Consider the following 17893-nt stretch of genomic DNA (forward strand, 5'->3'; position numbering starts at 1 on the left):
ATTCATCCTCAATGCATCTGCTTGTGCAGCTTGCGCAATCCCCACCAAACCACACCGGCAATTACCGGCAACAACAAACCGGCAGCCATGTCCGGATTGATGGGCAAGCCCAGCGATTTCAATCCTTTTGCGCCGTAATAGACCAGGCCCGTCATGTAATAACTAATGGCAACTACTGACAAGCCTTCGACTGCCTGCTGCAAACGCAGTTGTTGTGCTGCACGTGCATTCATGCTTTGTAATATTTTGCGGTTCTGCTGCTCTTGCACGATGCCTACGCGTGTACGCAACAAATCATTGGTATTGGCAATACGTTCGGCCAAAGTCTCCTGGCGGCGAACAATAGCTTCGCAGGTATTCATGGCTGGCGCCAAGCGCCTGTCCATGAATTCCTGCACCGTTGGCACCCCTTCTATGCGGAATTCACGTAACTCACCTATACGTGACTGCACGAGTTTGTAGTACGCTTTCGATGCGGCAAAACGGTAACTATTTTCCAGCGTCAGCTTTTCCGTGCGGACGGCCAGGTCAATAATATGGCGCAAGAGATTTTGCTCAGCCTCGGTGGAACTCATCTCACCACTGACACTGCTGGCCATGGTCAGGGCAGAAGTCAGGGTAACCAGCTCATTTTCAATGGCGCTCAGTATCGGAGATGCCTTTTGCGCATATGGCAAACCCAGCAATGCCATCATTCTGTAGGTCTCAATTTCGAGCAGGCGCTGCACGGTACGGCCAGCTTGTTGATCAATAAAGCCATTATCACTGACGATGAAACGACTGAAACCATCCGCCTGTATCAGAAAATCGGTCCAGACCGTCCCCCTGCTCAAAACTTCACTACCGACCACAACACCACCCTCAAAGATTTGCCTGACTGGAACAGAAGGCTTGAGCACCTGATCGGCAGGCAGTAAGGCAACATGGGTCGCCACCATGACCTTATCTTGCAATTCAAACAACCATTGCTGAGGTAAATGGCGAATGGGGGCTGACGCAAAAATCTGCGCTAGTTCCAATTCCTGCCCGCCCCCGCCTTCATGTTCAGGGGCATTCTCGACAAAGGTATAAGTAGCGAATTCAGTGTGACATTCCCATTTCATGCGAAAACGACCAAAATCATGGAAAAAATACTTGGCGTCTCCGGCTGGTGCTGCCACCGCAAAGTGACGGCAAAAGTCTCCCAGTATCACTTGCTGAGTCAATAAATTGTCACCACCAAGGTGCGCATCGTTCCTGGCGAAGATGGCAAAATGAGTCAATGTTTCTGGTGCATGCAAACGTAATGATGGTCGCGAATGCACTTCTGCCGCCAGTGGCACGCGTAAGGGATGGTTGAGTTTGGAATAAGCAATAGACATATTTCTACAGGTAATTAAAAATCTTATTCAGGATAATTAACCTCGAGTATGGTCAACTCCTCTATTCCGCCAGGGGTGCGCAGGGTCACAGTATCATCCACCCTGGCCTTGATGAGCGCCCGCGCAACAGGCGATATCCAGCTGATCTTGCCTTGCAAGGGGTCGAATTCGTCTACACCAACTATGGTGACAGTCACTTCTTCACCATGCTGGTTTTCATAGGTGACAGTAGCGCCAAAAAAAACCTGGTCTGATCCATGGTGAATACGCGGGTCAAACACTTCGGCAATATCAAGACGTTTCGTCAGGAAGCGTATGCGCCTGTCGATCTCCCTCAGACGGCGCTTGCCATAGATATAGTCGCCATTTTCAGAGCGGTCACCATTCGATGCCGCCCAATGCACAATATTGACGACTTCGGGCCTTTCCACATCCATCAGATGGAGAAACTCGGTCTTCATACGATGATGCCCCTCAGGCGTCATATAATTTTTGACGCCGGCAGGTATGGGTGGCGCACCGAATCCTTCGTCGTCATCCGCATCTGATTCTTTGATAAATGCTTTGCTCATCTGGACATTGTAACGGACTTGGCTAAATTAATTTTCTTTGTGGCACCGAAAGCCTACACATCCCTTATAAAATAGGCAGATATTTTGTCCGCCACAAGCCCGGGTAATGGATTTATTTCCATCAGCAAGCGGGGCGGTGGCTTGAACTGGAAATGGATTTTGCATGACAGAAAAAGCAGCAATCAATGTACTTGTCGTCGATGATCACGCTGTGGTCAGAGAAGGAGTCAAGAGCATTATCTCAAACACAACGGATATTGCCGTCATTGCCGAAGCAGAAACCGGGCTGGAAGCGATACGCCTCAGCCGCCAATTCGATTTTGAGGTCATGCTGCTTGATATTGCCCTGCCAGATAAAAATGGCATAGACGTATTGAAACAGATCAAATCAGAAAAACCAGGCATCGCCGTCCTCATGTTTTCCATCCACAGGGAAGACCAGTATGCAATACGGGCATTGAAAGCCGGCGCCTCTGGATTTCTAAACAAGCAATGCCACAGCAGCAAAATCCTCGAAGCGATACGACAGGTCGCACGCGGCATGAAATACATCAGTACAGAACTGGCGCAAGAGCTGGCCAACAATCTCAATCAGGACAATGAAGACGCACCACATAAGTCATTGTCCGACCGCGAATTTCAGACCATGACCCTGATCGCATCAGGAAAATCCGTCAGTGATATTGCGAAAGAATTGTCACTTTCTGTAAAAACGATTAGCGAATATCGCTCGCGAATTCTTTTGAAGATGAAATTGCGGCACAATGCTGAATTAACGCACTATGCCATCAAAAATCAACTCGTAGACTAAATAGCAATATCCGAAGCATACCCGTTTTATCAGCTGCATTCTTGTTCGTAAAGCCATTGGCAAAGCAATATGTCAAAAACTCCAAATAATCCGCAATTCAAAAGCCCCACGGATATTGCGCGCGAGACGTTCAGACAATTGGCGATACAAAGAATTGCGCCAACACCGGATGCATATCGCAAGCTTTACAATGACATCTCCGGTGTCATAGAGCCGCCAGTTGAAGCAGTACCAGAAAAACTGCCAGAAATTTCTGAGGCAGAAAGTCTGTTGGCCAGCTTTGCGATCGGCCTGCAAACCAGTACGGGTGAATATGCGAGCTTTGGCCAGCGCTTCAGTCGCGCCGTCAAAACCGGTAACTGGCAGGATTACAGCAAAGGCCTGACACAACTGACCGAGCGCATTCTGGCTGCACCTGCTACGCCAGCCAACAATATCAGCCTGGTTGATCCTGCCCCTCCGCCAGCTCCGGTTAAAAACATTTCACTGGTCGACGATGGCCCAGTAGAAGATCCACGCTTGCGCATATTGAAGGACTTGCTGTACAGGACCTTGTCACTGGCGCTGACTTCACTGTTAAAACCAAGCCCCAACCTGGCCAATGAATCGGAAGAACTTGGCAATGCAGTAAAAACTGCCGGGAATGAGGCAGAACTCAATCAAATTGCGAGCCGGCTCAAACAATTATGCTTCCAGATTGAATTGCAAAGCGGAGACAGTGCAGAACAACATGAGTTGCTGTTACGCCTGTTCGATTTATTGCTGACCAATATCCATGACCTGCTCGATAACGACAACTGGTTGCGCGGTCAGATTGAGGTCGTACAGAACCTGATAGCTGGCCCCATAGATCATCGCGCACTGCAGGAGGCGACTCGCAGCCTGAAAGATGTGATCTACAAGCAGGGTGTACTAAAAAACAGCATTGCCGAGTCAAAAACTTCTGTCAAGAACATGATGACAGCGTTTATTGACAGGCTCAATGCAATGGCTGACAGTACCGGCGCCTATCAACATAAAATGGGAACTTACTCCAGGCAGTTGAGTTCGGCCAAGAACGTTGCAGAAGTCAGTGACCTGATAGCCACCATACTCAGTGAGACCAAAGAAGTGCAGTCTGAAACCCTGCGCTCACGCGACATGATTGTGGCGGCACAAAAAGAAGTCAGCGAAGCAGAAGCGCGCATCAAGGAACTTGAGAACAAACTTGCTCACATGAGCGAACTGGTCAGGGAAGATCAACTGACAGGCAGCCTGAACCGGCGCGGCATGGATGACGTCTTTGACCGCGAGGCAGACCGTGCAGACCGGCGCAAGACCCCGCTCTGCGTCGCCCTGCTTGATCTCGACAATTTCAAGAAACTCAACGATACCCATGGCCACGCCGCCGGTGACGAAGCGCTGGTACATCTGGTGCGCATAGTCAAGCAAACTCTCAGATCCATTGACGTGGTAGCGCGTTATGGCGGGGAAGAATTCGTCATCATCATGCCAGAAACCCAGCTGGAAGAAGCAGCGCAGGCAATGATGCGCGTACAGCGGGAGCTAACCAAACATTTTTTCACGGCAAATGACCAGCGACTTTTCATCACGTTCAGTGCAGGCGTCGCCCTGCGCAATCCGGGTGAACCGCAAGAGGCCACCTTGAAACGCGCTGACCGAGCCATGTATGAAGCCAAACAGTCTGGCAAAAACCGGGTGATCAAGGCCAGCTGAGTTCCTGCACCGGCACTGTCATTGTCGACATTTCAGCATGATGAAAAAACAGGCCATGAACTGCAAACAAAAGCAGCCATGACCTGTAATAATTTCTGGCAACCTGCAGAACAGGCAAGAGTACCTATCACTCTTTTGGAACACCTACTGAAGTGAAGATTTGCTGTTCTCAGGAAATACGCTTGAGGAAGCCATCAGGCGCAACGGTAATCTGCAGTTTGTTATCCATACTCTTGTCGATGACAAATTCAGGATGGGTCTTCAGATATTCATGTACGGCAGTTTTTGGGCTATTACCAGGCTGCCATGGGCGATTGTCAAACACATCTGCGGGTACATCCTCGACAAATGTATCGAATACCACACAATAACTGCCCTGTGTGACCAGAGGTGCATATGCCTGCAATTCAGCCAGCACATGTTCATGTGTATGATTTGAATCCAGGAAAACCAGGACTTTCTGTTTGCCAGCAGCAATCGCTTTTACCTGATCCACGATATCGCTTGCGACACTGGAACCTTCCAGCATCTGGATACGCCTGGACATGGGATGCTGCAAAATAGCGTCTTTATTGTGCTGTCTGATATCAATATCAATACCGACAACCTTTGCATTAGGATTGCCACCGCAGGCCGCGTTCAACTCCAGCAAGGACGCTGAATAAATGATGGAGCCGCCATGAGCAATGCCGGTTTCTATGATCAGGTCAGGTTGCACGGTCCAGATCAACTCCTGCATTGCCACCATATCAATCGGGTTTTGTATGATGGGACGACCCAGCCAGGAGAAATTGTAAACATACTGCTTACGCATACTCTGCTCAAGCCAGTCGCGGGACTGCTTCTGAAAGTCGAGGTCCTGCCCCAATTGCTCTATGCGTGCATCGCGCTCAATTTCAAATTGTTTAATCGGGTTCATGGTGTTTTTTATAATGGTTAAAAAGAGCCTGCAATTCGTTCGTCAGTTCAAATTCAGCCGGGCCAAACTGTGCTTCAAGTTTATTTGTACGTATAGGTGGAAAACTCAGGTTCGGCGCGCCGTTTTCAAATTCGCAGCGAACACCCATTTGTTCCAGTTGCAGTGCAAGACTGGCATGCGTAGTATTGCTGCCACGGGCTAAATTGTATATGCCAATCTCGCCCTTGGTGGCAATCAAGGGTAAAAATCGTACGACATCAGCAATCGATACATAGTCCTTTTGTGACTCCGGGGCACTTCGGAATACAACTTGCCCGCATTTTGCAGCATCACTGAGCACTTCAGACAAAAAATTCTGTTCGGGCATGTCCATACCAAAGACATTTGAAAGCCTGACGACGCGCGTGTTACGACCACCATGCAAACAAAGGCTTTCGCCCATGAGCTTGGAAAGATTATACAAATCCCCTGCTGCATGGGCCTGAACAGATAAGACCGCAGCCTCATCCGTATCGCTGGCACCGGCATAAACACGTGTGCTCGATAAATAGGTCAGCGTATCAAATTGACCATGCTGCAATATCTTTGCCAGCAGGCTGACATGGGCATCCACAGTCGCATATGGTCGCTGGCGAAAATCAGCGGTCAGCCCGGCACAGTAAAACACATGCCCAAGATGCTCTGTCGTCAGCCGAACATCATCTTTTTCAGGCACATGACTGGTCCAGCCAGCAGATTGCAGATAGGTATGCAAATGACGGCCAATAAACCCTTTGCCACCGATAAGGGTTGCATGACAATGCTGGCTCATTGCCGCATCCCAATCTGTTTGATGGGGTTGCCAACATTGATGGAGTAAGCCGCGATTTCACTGCGAACAATAGAGCCTGCACCGATCACACAACCGCGACGCAAGATGGCGCCATCAAGTATGATGCAATTGGCGCCTATCCAGACATCGTCTTCAATAATGATGCCACCTTTGCCAGGCAAAAACCCTTGCTGATTGATACGCTTGTTTTTATCCTGATAGGCATGATTGACCGGGGCAAAAGTGCAATTCGCAGCAATTGCCACGTCGTTTCCGATCACGATGCCATTGCCTGTATATAAGACGCATCCTGAATTGATCACGGTACGCTCACCAATAACAAGATCCGCTACGCCGCCCGCAGGTTTGACTTTGACGAAGCTGTCTATACTGGAAAAAGCGCCGATGATGATACGGGTTCCCCTGACCGAATCTTCGATGTCTGCCAGTTTGGAAATCCGTGCATCGGGATGAATTTCTATCATCGCTACTCCCGCTCCAGCACGCTCAATTGAGGGATGGCAACAACAAAGCGCCCTCCCCATGTTTTGACAGTATCCAGGTCCTGCATGATTTCAGCCTGCAAATTCCATGGCAAGATAAGTATGTAGTCCGGTTTGTCTTCAAGCAGATGACTCAAGCTCACAATAGGTATGCGGCTACCCGGCATAAATTTGCCTTGCTTGTGGGGATTGATGTCAACGACATAAGGCAGAAGATCAGGCCGCACACCGGAAAAATTCAGCAAGGTGTTCCCTTTTGCTGCAGCGCCGTAAGCGGCAACACGCTTGTTATTGCGCTTTGCTTCCAGCAAAAACTCCAATAAAGCAAACTTCGCCTGCTCAGCCCTGATCTGTGCCTCGCTATAAAAATCGAGGGTCTTGATACCGGCAGCCAGCTCCCTTTGCAGCAATTCGGCAACACGACTATTTTCCTCCCGGTACTGTACATCGCTTCTTTGCGCCAGTACACGCAAGCTGCCGCCATGTGTAGGCCATTCCTGTACGTCGAAAACGTGCAGTCCATTTTTGGCAAACACGGCTTTCACTGCGTGCAGGGACAGATAAGAATAATGTTCATGGTAGGCAGTATCAAACTGGTTCAACTGCACCATGTTCAACAAATGCGGAAATTCAAAACTCGCCACGCCTTGCTCCGTCAGCAACAGGCTGAATCCAGCAACAAAGTCATTGATATCTGGGACATGCGCCAACACATTGTTGGCCACAGACATATCTATACGCTTACCTTGAGCCAGCAATTCCCTGGCCAGCTCGGTGCCGAAGAAGCGTTCGACGATCTCTATGCCTTTTTCCCTGGCTGCGGTCGCAGTACTGGTTGTCGGCTCGACACCAAAACAAGGGATGCCGGCTTGCTGAACATACTGCAGCAAATAACCGTCATTGGCGGCAACTTCCATTACCAGATTTTGTGGCCCCAGGTTAAGTTGCTCCTGCATCGTCTCAACAAAATTTTTGGCATGCAGGAGCCAGCTTGATGAACATGAGCTGAAATAAGCATACTCAGCATCAAACAAATTCTCCCGCCCGGTGAAATCCAGGGTCTGCACCAGCCAGCATGCATCGCATACCATCAATTTCAGTGGCAGCCAGACTTCTGCCTGACTCAAAGCCTCAGGCTTCAAATAGGCGTTCGATGGTGGCGCCGAAGCCAGATCGAGAAAGGTGTGCTTCAATTCCTGCCCGCAATGCCGACACTTCATACAATAATTCCTTGAAATTCTGGACTTAACATAGTCCGGTTCCTATCTTTATCTGATATTTCCGTCACCGTCAGCGGCCATTTGATGGATAAACGGGCATCAAATGGGTTAAGCCCCAACTCGCTGGCCGGTGCATATGACTTGTTATGACAATATAGCATTTCCACATTGTCTGTCATGGTTTGAAAACCATGGGCGAAACCTGGGGGAATGAGAAAGGAACGCTGATTTTCTTGCGATAACAGCACTGCATGCCAGGTCAAAAAAGTGGGTGAAGCTGCCCGCAAGTCCACTGCAACGTCCCACACCTCTCCTTTCAGGCAACTGATCAGCTTCATTTCTGCATTCGGCGACAACTGCAGATGCATGCCGCGAACCGTCCCTTTCGTTGCGGTAAAGGTGTGATTAATCTGTGCAATCGCATCTTGCCACCCTATTTCCGCCAGATCTGCGGCACAAAACATGCGCTGAAAATAGCCGCGGTTATCACCAACAGGCTTCCTTTGCAATAAATGCAAATCAGGAATTGGCGTTTCTATCAACTCAAAACGCCCGGACTTGGAGGCAGTCATCAGGCTGCCTCATTTAAAAAAGCGGCAATATCGCCGTCACAAAGAGCAGCAGCTCCGGCTCCTCCCTGATAGTCGCGATACCAGTGCATGCTGTGCGCAATTGCTGTCTGCAAGTCCCAGCGAGGCCTGATGTTCAGGGCTTGCCTCAATTTGCTTGCATCCAGTGCCAATAACCCGGCTTCGTGCGGACCTGACACTTCCGTGGCGAATTCTGTGTTACCACTGCCATAGGCCGCCTGCGCCAACTGCACCACCTGTCTGACCGTGGCCGTATCGTCAGGGCCAATATTCCAGGCAAGGCTGGTTTGTGGCTGCTCCCATGCATATTGAGCCAGGCACAGATAAGCGGACAGCGGTTCGAGTACATGTTGCCATGGGCGCACCGACTCAGGCCTGCGTATCTGCAATACCTGCTGATGTTGCCAGGCGCGTATTGCATCCGGTAACAGGCGGTCTTCTGACCAGTCACCGCCACCGATGACATTACCTGCCCTGGCGGCCAGTACTGCCGTACCCTGCGCTTCCAGAAAGGCAGCACGATAACTAGAAATGACGAGTTCTGCCGCCGCCTTGCTGGCGCTGTAGGGGTCGTGTCCACCCAGCTCTGCGGTTTCCGGATACGGGGTTGTCTGTTCAAGATTGCGATAAACCTTGTCCGTGGTCACAATCAATGCGACCTTCACTGTCTCTTGTCCGCGCAAGGCTTCCAGCAGGTTGGCCGTACCCATAATATTGCTGGCAAAAGTAGTCAGGGGTTCACGATAGCTGGCACGTACCAGCGCCTGCGCCGCCAGGTGGAAAACCACCTCAGGCCGACAGGTATCAACAACACCCCTGAGTGTCGGATAATCACGTATATCGCCAATGCGACTATCAATTCTCCTGCCAATATCAAGCGCTTCAAATAAACTGGGCCGAGTTGACGGCTCCAGGGACAGGCCATGCACTTGAGCCCCCATATTGCTGAGCCAATGTGCCAGCCAGGCACCTTTGAAACCGGTATGCCCGGTCAGCAAAACACGTCGCCCGCGCCAGAAGTCGGCGTCGACCACATGCGGCCCAGATGCCTTGCTCACCAAACCCGCCACGGCGCACTCCCGGATTGCCACAAATCTTCCAGCAAATTCTTTTCACGCAAGGTGTCCATGGGTTGCCAGAAACCTGAATGTTCAAATGCCATCAATTCATTGCTTGCGGCGATTTCTGCCAGAGGCGCTGCCTCCCAGCTTGTACTGTCACCTTCAATATAATCAATTACCTTGGGGGACAATACAAAATAACCACCATTGATCCAGCCGCCATCGCCACGCGGTTTTTCGATAAATCCCGACACTTGGTTACCATTGCGTTCCAGCGCGCCATAGCGACCAGGTGGCAAGACTGCCGTCACTGTCGCCAATTTTCCATGTTGCTTGTGAAATGCGATGGAAGCAGCGATATCAAGATCGGCTACTCCGTCACCATAGGTGAAGCAGAATGCCTCTTCCCCCTGCAAGTAACGGGCAACGCGCTTCAGACGCCCGCCTGTCATGGTGTCTTCCCCCGTATCAACCAAAGTCACCTTCCAGGGTTCTGCATGATGCTCGTGCACTTCCATGCTGTTATTTTTCATATCAAAAGTCACATCCGACATGTGCAGAAAATAATTGGCAAAATATTCCTTGATCAAGTATCCCTTATAGCCGCAGCAAATCACAAATTCGTTGACGCCATGTGCGGAATACGACTTCATGATATGCCAGAGTATGGGATGCCCACCTATCTCTATCATAGGTTTGGGTTTCAGATGGGTTTCCTCAGAAATTCGGGTTCCCAGGCCACCCGCTAAGATAACTGCCTTCACTCTTCTGGCCTTTCACAATAAATTTGCCACATTTGGCGATATGCTTTTTCCACTGAACGGGCAAATGCCGGTTCATTCATCAGTAATGATTGCTCCATCTCCTGACGCAAGCCGGTACGCAAGCTGCGCAGTTGATCAAGGTCGTGCGCCAGGATAATGGCCTTTTCAGCATACTCCTGTTCGGTATAAGCCTGCCACTCTTCATGTCCTATGGCATGCAAGATGCTGGCGCCGATTCGTCCCACTGAAGGCCGGTCTGCCAATGAGATAAACGGAATACCCATATATAAAGATTCAAGCAAGGTCGTACCCGAATTATGCGGGAAGCAATCAAGACCGATGTCTATATGCTTGAGCACTTCCCAGGAAGGGGAACTGAACCCTATATGCAGGCGTGACCTGTCTATGCCATAACGCATGAAACGCGAGGCCATTTCTTCCTGCACTTGCGGATCTTTAAAGTCCCCGCTATTAATAATCAATTGCGAATTCGGCATGGCATCAAGTATGGTGGCCCACACACGCACCACTCTATGATTAATCCTGGTCGACCGTGACAAGCTGCCAAAAGTAATCACACCAGTCTGCTCAAAAGGCGGCGGCGTCAATTCTGCCCTGCGCGTATCAGGTCGATATACATAAGCCGGGCCATCAAGACACCAGACCGTCTCGGAAAACAAATGCGCGCAATCATCGGTGATGGTTGGCTTATCAGTCAAGTAATAATCTATCGCACTCAGGCCCGTCGTATAGCCATATTCCAGCCAATGCAGAGAAACAGGTGCAGGTTTGCGCGCGAATACTGGCAGGCGATTACCATTGGTGTGCCCGGCCACATCAACGAGGATATCAATGCCATCGGCACGTATTCTGTCGGCCAGCATATCATCAGTCATGTCCCTGGTCGGCACCCAGTGATCTATCTGCTTTTTATAATAGTGGGTAATTTCATCTTCAAAAGGCGGATTTGCATAGGCATACACTTCAACCTGCTGTTTATCATGCCCTTCTATCAGGGGCAGGAGAAAATATTTGCATACATGGTTATAAAAAGCCTGGGTAACATAGCCCACTTTCAGGCGCTTGCCTGGCAAACGTTCATTGTCAAATTTTTTCCAGCTTGCCTTCAAAGGTTGGGCAAAACGCACATCAAATTCATGGTAAGCGTTATAGATCACCTCTGGCGTCAAGTCCGGATGATAATTCAGGCAAAACAACAGATTCGTATAAATCTTGCGGTTGAATGAAGACTGTCCGTCCGTCTTGAACGAAAGCGCCTTGATGTAGGCCTCAATTGCTGCATCGAGATGATTGGCTTCGCGCAAGGTATCGCCGTATGCACCCCAGATTTCCGGGATATTCTCGGTCAGGCTCAGGGCATGCTGTCCGCACTCAATGGACTCCTGCACCTGACCATTCTGGCGCAAAGCATCAATCAGGTTGGGATAAACCTGGACCAGATCCGGCTGCAAACGCAAGGCATGGCGATATTGCTCTATGGCGAGAGCGTACATGCTGCTCTCACGATAAGCCAGACCGAGGTTATTATACAAATATGGCAAGTCTGGATTGATGCTGACTGCCTTGGAAATCTTTTCTATGGCCTCTTCAGTCCGGCCGATGTACCGCAAGGCATTACCAAGATTGTTCAGGGCAACCACCATGTCGGGCTGGATAGCCAGCGCCTTTTCCAGATAGACGACTGCTTCTGCACAACGCTCCAGTGAAATCAGGACATTTCCCATATTGGTCAGAATATGCGGATTATTTGGCAATAGTTCCAGCGCTCTGGTTAATACCAAATGTGCTTCGGGGAATTTACCCTGTTCTATTCGTGCAACCCCAATGTAGTCCCACACCACCCCGTCACGCGGCAGGTATTTTGACAACCAGAGAGCGGACTCTTCCAGTTGCAAATACTGCCTGGCCTGCAAGTATTTATTAAAAATACCGAACGCAATCTTGCGATTGTCAGGGAAGTGCGGCATGACTTGAAACGCCAGCTTCAGGTAAGCGATTGCTTCATCATATTCATTGAGATCACCAGAGATTCTGGCAAGCGCATAGAGCGCGTCCGGATGACGGGGAAAATGTCTGATGATATTGAGGCAGACCTGTTTTGCCTGCGGCAGGGCCCTATCGTCGAAGTATTTATTAACTTCACGCATTGCTTTTCGAGCATCAAAACCAGATTTTGTCATAACCAGCACCTTGGAAAAGTTTAGCGTTTGTATTTTATGCAATTATTATTTTTACCTGATTTGACAGGCAAACCAGCCAAAGTGAGTAAAACAGCATGCTCAAACCGAAAAATACCAGAAAGATTCAGGCTTCGCCTTATTTTATAGCTAAGGATTTTGTTTCCATGTGTTAAATAAAGAGTGAAAACTAAATCAAATTAGACCCTAAAGTATTTTAAAAAAGCGTCGACAAGCGGAAACACTTTAAAAACTTGAGCAAAAAAAAGAACATTTATTTTCAGAAACACGCTAAAACTTTTTTTTTGTCGTCCGATACTCTCTTCAACGGCGGTCCACTAGTCAGCACGAAAGACCAAAGTTTCAGGCTACTACGCCAAAATTGAATAACTTAGGTAAGGAGAATCACCATGGCTGTCATTAATACCAATATTGCTTCGCTGAATGCGCAACGCAATTTGAGCACATCTCAATCCGCTCTGAATACGTCCCTCCAACGTTTGTCTTCCGGCTTGCGTATCAATAGCGCCAAAGACGATGCTGCTGGCCTGGCGATTTCCGAACGTCTGTCTTCCCAAATCGGTGGTTTGAATCAAGCTACCCGTAATGCTAACGATGGTATCTCCCTGGCGCAAACCGCTGAGGGCGCGCTGCAACAGATCGGTGCCAACTTGCAACGTATCCGCGACCTGGCCGTACAATCCGCCAACGGCTCCAACAGCGTCTCTGACCGCGCAGCTCTGAACAACGAAGCAAGCCAACTGATCTCTGAGATCAACCGCGTTGCCAGCAACACCAACTTCAACGGCGTGAACCTGCTCGACGGCAGCTTCACAGCGCAAACCTTCCAGGTTGGCGCCAACGGCACAGCAAACGACCAGATCAGCATCGCTTCCATCTCCAGCGCAAAATCGAGCGCCCTGGGTGTTGGTGCATCTTCCAGCTACGCAACTACTGTAGCCGGTGCCGGCGCAGTCACCACAACAGCCCTGGCTGCAGGCGACCTGTCCATTAACGGCTTCCAGGTTGGTGCTTCCGCCTCTGACGGTGTTTCCTTCTCCAACGCAACAGGCAGCGGCATCGCCAAAGCAGCAGCCATCAATGCAATCAGCGGCAGCACAGGCGTTACAGCAACTGTAGGCTCCACTACTATTGCAGGTACAGCCAGCACTTCTGCAACTGCGATTGCCTCTGGTGACATCACTATTAACGGTGTGAATCTGGGTGCCTTGAGCGCTTCGACTTCCGGTGCACAACGTGGCGCTCAAGTTGCTGCTGCCGTTAATGCAATCAGCACACAAACAGGTGTTACTGCTACATTCAACACCACAACTGGCGCAGTTGCACTGGCTGCAGCTGATGGCCGCAACATCACTATTACAGCCAGCACTAATGCTGCTGCTGCTGCTGCCAACACAGGTATCACCGTATCGGCAACAGGTGCAACCGATGTCAGCACATCGACACTGTCCCTGACTTCGACCAGCTCTGCAGGTATCACCTTGGCTAACGGTACTGGTACCGGTCTGACAGCAGCCAACCTGACCGGTGGTTTCACTTCTGCTACGGTAACAGTCGGCGCTGGTGTTTCTTCTCTGAACCTGGGTACTGCTGCCGGGGCCACTGCCGCGCTGACGACCATTGATGCGGCGCTGCAATCGATCAACAGTTCCCGCGCTTCTCTGGGTGCGTATCAAAACCGCTTCTCCTCCGCAATTGAAAGTTTGCAGACCAACTCTGAAAACTTGACAGCATCCCGCAGCCGTATCCGTGATGCAGACTTTGCCCAGGAAACAGCAACATTGACCCGCGGTCAGGTTCTGCAACAAGCTGGTACTGCGATTTTGGCCCAGGCTAACGCCCTGCCAAACGGTGTTCTGGCCCTGTTGCGTGGTTAATAATACTGGTAGCCCTATGTAAATAAGGTCTATACTTAAAGCGTAGAGCATGTCCCCCTGATCAAATCTTGATCAGGGGTATTTTTCTTGAAGGAAAAGATCATGGACATCCGATCGATAGGGAGCGCTTCTCAATCAGGACAACTGATCAATGATCGACTATCCGCGCCCGACGTCAGTGCGACAGTACAAAGGGCATCTGCCACCTCGACACAAACCGTTGATGCCGTTAAGGCAACACCAACTACAGCCAGTGCTCCAGAAATTGAAAAAGTGACAAAAGCTGTCAACGACATCAATAAAACTGTTCAAGCCCTGTCACAAAATCTGGAATTCAGTCTTGAAGAACACAGCAACCGTGTCGTAGTCAAAATAATTGACCAACAAACAAAAGAAGTACTGCGTCAGATACCTTCAGAAGAAGTTCTTGAAATTTCTCGTTCTCTCGATAAATTACAAGGATTGTTAATTAAACAGCAGGCATAAATTGCATTATGGCCAGTTTGGCTAAATTTTAAATTGGCAGGTAAATTCCCCTCTAAAGTCTAGTTTGCCTTAGCCGATAATTTAGTACAGTACGGTCTGACAAGGGGGAGTATCGTGGGCATACAATCAACTGGCATTGGCGCAAATCTTAATGTCAATGACATAATCACCAAATTAATGCAGGTTGAGAGCCAGCCACTGACTACGCTGGCAAAGAAGGAAGCCAGCTTTCAGGCCAAGCTGTCTGCTTATGGCACGCTCAACAGTGCACTTAGTGTGTTCCAGTCCAATGTTACCGGCTTATCCAACCTCGGTACCTTCCAGACTTTAACAGCAACTGCTGGCGACAGTTCTATTGCATCTGCGACAACAACCAGCGTGTCTACCCAGGGCAGCTACAATCTCAATATTACCAAGCTGGCCCAGGCACAGACCATATCGAGTGCCGGGCAAGTGAGTTCAACAGCAGCCATAGGCAGCGGCACCAGTACGACCATTACCTTTCAATTTGGCACGATTACTGGCGGCACACTGACCAACGGTACTTACACAGGTGCAAGCTTTAACCAGGACGCAACACAATCCACGGGGACTGTCACCATAGATGGCGCAAACAATTCCCTGCAAGGCATACGGGATGCCATTAACGCCGCCAGTATCGGCGTCAATGCCACCATAGTCGGTGACGGCAGTGCAACGCCTTATCATCTGGTGTTGACTTCGACAAAGACCGGCGCTACTTCGAGCCTGAAAATCAGTGCAAGTGGTGATGCTGCAATACAGAGCCTGATAAATTACGATCCGGCTGGCACGCAAAACCTGACAGAAACAACCACCGGACAAAATGCAGCCCTGACAATCAACGGTATTGCCGTGTCCAGTACGTCGAATGCTGTTACCGGCGCAATTCAGGGTACAACCATCAACCTGAGCAAGGTAGGCACCACCACATTGAGTCTGACCACCAATACCAGCGGGATACAATCAGCGGTCAATGGATTCGTTAAAGGCTACAATGACCTGCAGTCAACATTGAAAACCTTGACTGGATATGATGCGTCGACAAAAAAAGGCGGCATTTTGCTTGGTGATTCCACAGCGAGAACTGTACAAAGCCAGATCAGATCAACACTGACAGCCAGTGTCAACGGCTTGGGCGGCAACATCACCACCCTATCGAGCATAGGAATCAGTTTTCAGAAAGATGGCACACTTACTGTCGACTCGACCAAGCTGCAAAATGCGCTTACTAATAATTTCAGTGAAATCAGCGGCTTATTTGCATCAGTCGGCAAAGCAACAGACAGCCTGGTCAGCTACAGCAGTGCCACCTCTGCAACCCAGCAAGGGTCCTACGCGATTGATGTATCCACTATTGCCACACAAGGCGGTCTGACCGGCAATGTGGACCTGACCACCGGTAATACGACGATTGCGGCCAATACTGCCATCAATGTTACTCTTGATGGCGTTACTTCGTCCGTCAGTCTGGCCGCGGGCTCTTATAGCGCGTCGGCACTGGCCACGTTGATACAAAGTTCCATCAATGGCAACTCCACCTTCAAAACGAATGGAGCCACAGTGGTTGCAAGTATCAATGGCAGTGGTTACCTGCAATTGCAATCTACTCGCTACGGCAGCGCCTCAAATGTTACCCTCGCTGACAATACCGGCACCGGCGCAGCAGCCCTGGCAGGCACTTCCCTGGCAGGTACCGCAGGGGTCGACGTCGCGGGCAAGATCAATGGCGTGACAGCGGCTGGCACTGGTCAGTTCCTGACAGGTGCAACTGGCTCATCAACCGAAGGCCTCAAGGTCCTGATCAATGGCGGCTCAACTGGTGCACGTGGCACATTAAATTACTCGAAGGGTTACGGCACACAACTGACCTCACTTTTGTCAGGTTTCCTGGGAAGTGCAGGAACCATTTCCAGCTCAAGCGATGGCATCAACCGCAGTATCAAGGATATTGGCAAACAGCGTGACATTCTTAATAGCAGACTATTTGACACTGAAGCGCGCTACCGCGCCCAATTTACCGCATTAGACAGCATCGTCAGCAATCTCAATAATACGAGCACCTTCCTTTCACAGCAGCTCGCAGCATTGACAGCCAGTACGAAGTAAAACCGCAGGCAGAATAGAAAACAAAAGAGAGGATTTATTGCTATGTTTGGCTCATCTCAAGCGCGCGGCGCAAATGCCTATGCCAAAGTTGGCATTGAAACTGGCGTCATTGCAGCCAGCCCCCATAAATTGATTGTCATGCTATTTGAAGGGGCTATCGTTTCCATTTCCAATGCTGTTCAGCATTTACATGGTGGCGATGTTGCAGCCAAGGGCCAATCCACCTCCAAGGCAATTGCCATCATCGAGAATGGCCTGCGCGCCAGTCTGGATAAAAAAGCCGGCGGTGAGATCGCCCAGAGTCTGGACTCTTTATATGAATACATGACAGCACGCCTGTTACGTGCCAACCTGGAAAACAGTGAAGAGATGATGGTAGAAGTTCAGAATTTGTTGCGTGACTTGAAAACCTCATGGGAAGCTATTGCCCCCAATCAGGATACTGTCAGCGATATTCCCAAAGTCAGCGCCGATCCTTTGTCCCCTCGCCCTGCCAACTTTGTTGAGGCTTAAAATAAGATGAATAGTCTGGAACTAATCTCATTGTACGAAAATGTCGCCGTCATTACGGGCAACATGCTGGAAGCTGCACGCTCAGGCGATTGGGAACTGCTGGAACAGCTTGAAAATGATTGTTCAAGCCGCGTCCAGACGATACGCGAAAGCGAGATACCCTTTGATTTACCGTCAGAGATGCGCGACAAAAAAATACGCATCATCAAGAAAATTCTCGCTGATGATAAGGAAATTCGCGACATTACTGAGCCCTGGATGGAACGTCTGGCCAGTTTGATGAAAGATTCCAGCACCAACAGGAAGCTGAACAAAACTTACGGGACAGGTAGTACAGCCTGAC

At 49.8% G+C, this 17893-nt stretch carries 17 protein-coding genes; 7 read left to right on the top strand and 10 right to left on the bottom strand.

Going from position 1 to position 17893, the window contains the following annotated elements; all coding sequences use genetic code 11:
• Positions 1-8 precede the first annotated feature (8 nt).
• Positions 9-1361: a DUF3422 family protein gene (locus LZ463_RS06680; protein WP_241454850.1), complete on the bottom strand. Its 1353-nt coding sequence runs from the start codon at positions 1359-1361 to the stop codon at positions 9-11.
• 23 nt (positions 1362-1384) lie between these two features.
• On the bottom strand, positions 1385-1933 hold the full coding sequence (gene greB, locus LZ463_RS06685) for a transcription elongation factor GreB (RefSeq protein ID WP_241454851.1): 549 nt from the start codon (positions 1931-1933) through the stop codon (positions 1385-1387).
• A gap of 163 nt (positions 1934-2096) precedes the next feature.
• Here greB and LZ463_RS06690 point away from each other — a divergent pair, with 163 nt between their 5' ends.
• Both LZ463_RS06690 and LZ463_RS06695 read left to right on the top strand, forming a co-directional pair.
• Complete coding sequence (locus LZ463_RS06690; protein ID WP_241454852.1) at positions 2097-2744, top strand: response regulator; 648 nt, start codon at positions 2097-2099, stop codon at positions 2742-2744.
• A gap of 69 nt (positions 2745-2813) precedes the next feature.
• Entirely contained in the window at positions 2814-4460 is a 1647-nt protein-coding gene (locus LZ463_RS06695; protein ID WP_241454853.1) for a GGDEF domain-containing protein, read from the top strand.
• Between the two features lie 169 nt (positions 4461-4629).
• Here LZ463_RS06695 and LZ463_RS06700 read toward each other — a convergent pair whose 3' ends face one another.
• Genes LZ463_RS06700 through LZ463_RS06735 form a run of 8 tightly spaced genes read right to left on the bottom strand, consistent with a single transcriptional unit; the run spans position 4630 to position 12496 of the window.
• Entirely contained in the window at positions 4630-5379 is a 750-nt protein-coding gene (locus LZ463_RS06700) for a cephalosporin hydroxylase family protein (RefSeq protein WP_241454854.1), read from the bottom strand.
• Complete coding sequence (locus tag LZ463_RS06705; protein WP_241454855.1) at positions 5366-6190, bottom strand: NAD-dependent epimerase/dehydratase family protein; 825 nt, start codon at positions 6188-6190, stop codon at positions 5366-5368. The genes LZ463_RS06700 and LZ463_RS06705 overlap by 14 nt, the downstream gene beginning before the upstream one ends.
• Complete coding sequence (locus tag LZ463_RS06710) at positions 6187-6675, bottom strand: acyltransferase (protein ID WP_241454856.1); 489 nt, start codon at positions 6673-6675, stop codon at positions 6187-6189. Before LZ463_RS06710 ends, LZ463_RS06705 begins: the two co-directional genes overlap by 4 nt.
• A gap of 2 nt (positions 6676-6677) precedes the next feature.
• Positions 6678-7913 carry a class I SAM-dependent methyltransferase gene (locus tag LZ463_RS06715; RefSeq protein WP_241454857.1) on the bottom strand — a complete coding sequence of 412 codons (1236 nt, stop codon included), beginning with the start codon at positions 7911-7913 and terminating at the stop codon, positions 6678-6680.
• Positions 7910-8485, bottom strand: a complete 576-nt coding sequence (locus LZ463_RS06720) for a dTDP-4-dehydrorhamnose 3,5-epimerase family protein (RefSeq protein WP_241454858.1) — start codon at positions 8483-8485, stop codon at positions 7910-7912. Before LZ463_RS06720 ends, LZ463_RS06715 begins: the two co-directional genes overlap by 4 nt.
• Entirely contained in the window at positions 8485-9561 is a 1077-nt protein-coding gene (gene rfbG / locus LZ463_RS06725; protein ID WP_241454859.1) for a CDP-glucose 4,6-dehydratase, read from the bottom strand. Before rfbG ends, LZ463_RS06720 begins: the two co-directional genes overlap by 1 nt.
• Entirely contained in the window at positions 9558-10328 is a 771-nt protein-coding gene (gene rfbF, locus LZ463_RS06730; RefSeq protein ID WP_241454860.1) for a glucose-1-phosphate cytidylyltransferase, read from the bottom strand. Before rfbF ends, rfbG begins: the two co-directional genes overlap by 4 nt.
• On the bottom strand, positions 10325-12496 hold the full coding sequence (locus tag LZ463_RS06735) for a tetratricopeptide repeat protein (RefSeq protein ID WP_241454861.1): 2172 nt from the start codon (positions 12494-12496) through the stop codon (positions 10325-10327). The genes rfbF and LZ463_RS06735 overlap by 4 nt, the downstream gene beginning before the upstream one ends.
• 440 nt (positions 12497-12936) lie before the next feature.
• Between LZ463_RS06735 and LZ463_RS06740 the strand changes: the two genes are divergently transcribed.
• The 5 genes from LZ463_RS06740 (at position 12937) to LZ463_RS06760 (ending at position 17892) form a co-directional block, all read left to right on the top strand.
• Complete coding sequence (locus LZ463_RS06740) at positions 12937-14424, top strand: flagellin N-terminal helical domain-containing protein (RefSeq protein WP_241454862.1); 1488 nt, start codon at positions 12937-12939, stop codon at positions 14422-14424.
• Between the two features lie 102 nt (positions 14425-14526).
• Positions 14527-14910, top strand: a complete 384-nt coding sequence (locus tag LZ463_RS06745) for a flagellar protein FlaG (protein WP_241454863.1) — start codon at positions 14527-14529, stop codon at positions 14908-14910.
• 114 nt (positions 14911-15024) lie between these two features.
• Positions 15025-17037 (top strand): flagellar filament capping protein FliD, encoded by a 2013-nt coding sequence (fliD, locus tag LZ463_RS06750; protein WP_241454864.1) that lies wholly within the window; start codon positions 15025-15027, stop codon positions 17035-17037.
• A 42-nt stretch (positions 17038-17079) separates the two neighbouring features.
• Positions 17080-17550, top strand: a complete 471-nt coding sequence (fliS, locus tag LZ463_RS06755) for a flagellar export chaperone FliS (protein WP_241454865.1) — start codon at positions 17080-17082, stop codon at positions 17548-17550.
• Positions 17551-17556: 6 nt separating this feature from the next.
• The gene (locus LZ463_RS06760; RefSeq protein ID WP_241454866.1) at positions 17557-17892 is read left to right on the top strand and encodes a flagellar protein FliT; all 336 of its coding nucleotides are present in this window, start codon (positions 17557-17559) and stop codon (positions 17890-17892) included.
• Position 17893: the final 1 nt, after the last annotated feature.

Source organism: Undibacterium paludis, assembly GCF_022568815.1.
In the GTDB taxonomy this organism is placed as follows: Bacteria; Pseudomonadota; Gammaproteobacteria; order Burkholderiales; family Burkholderiaceae_D; genus Undibacterium.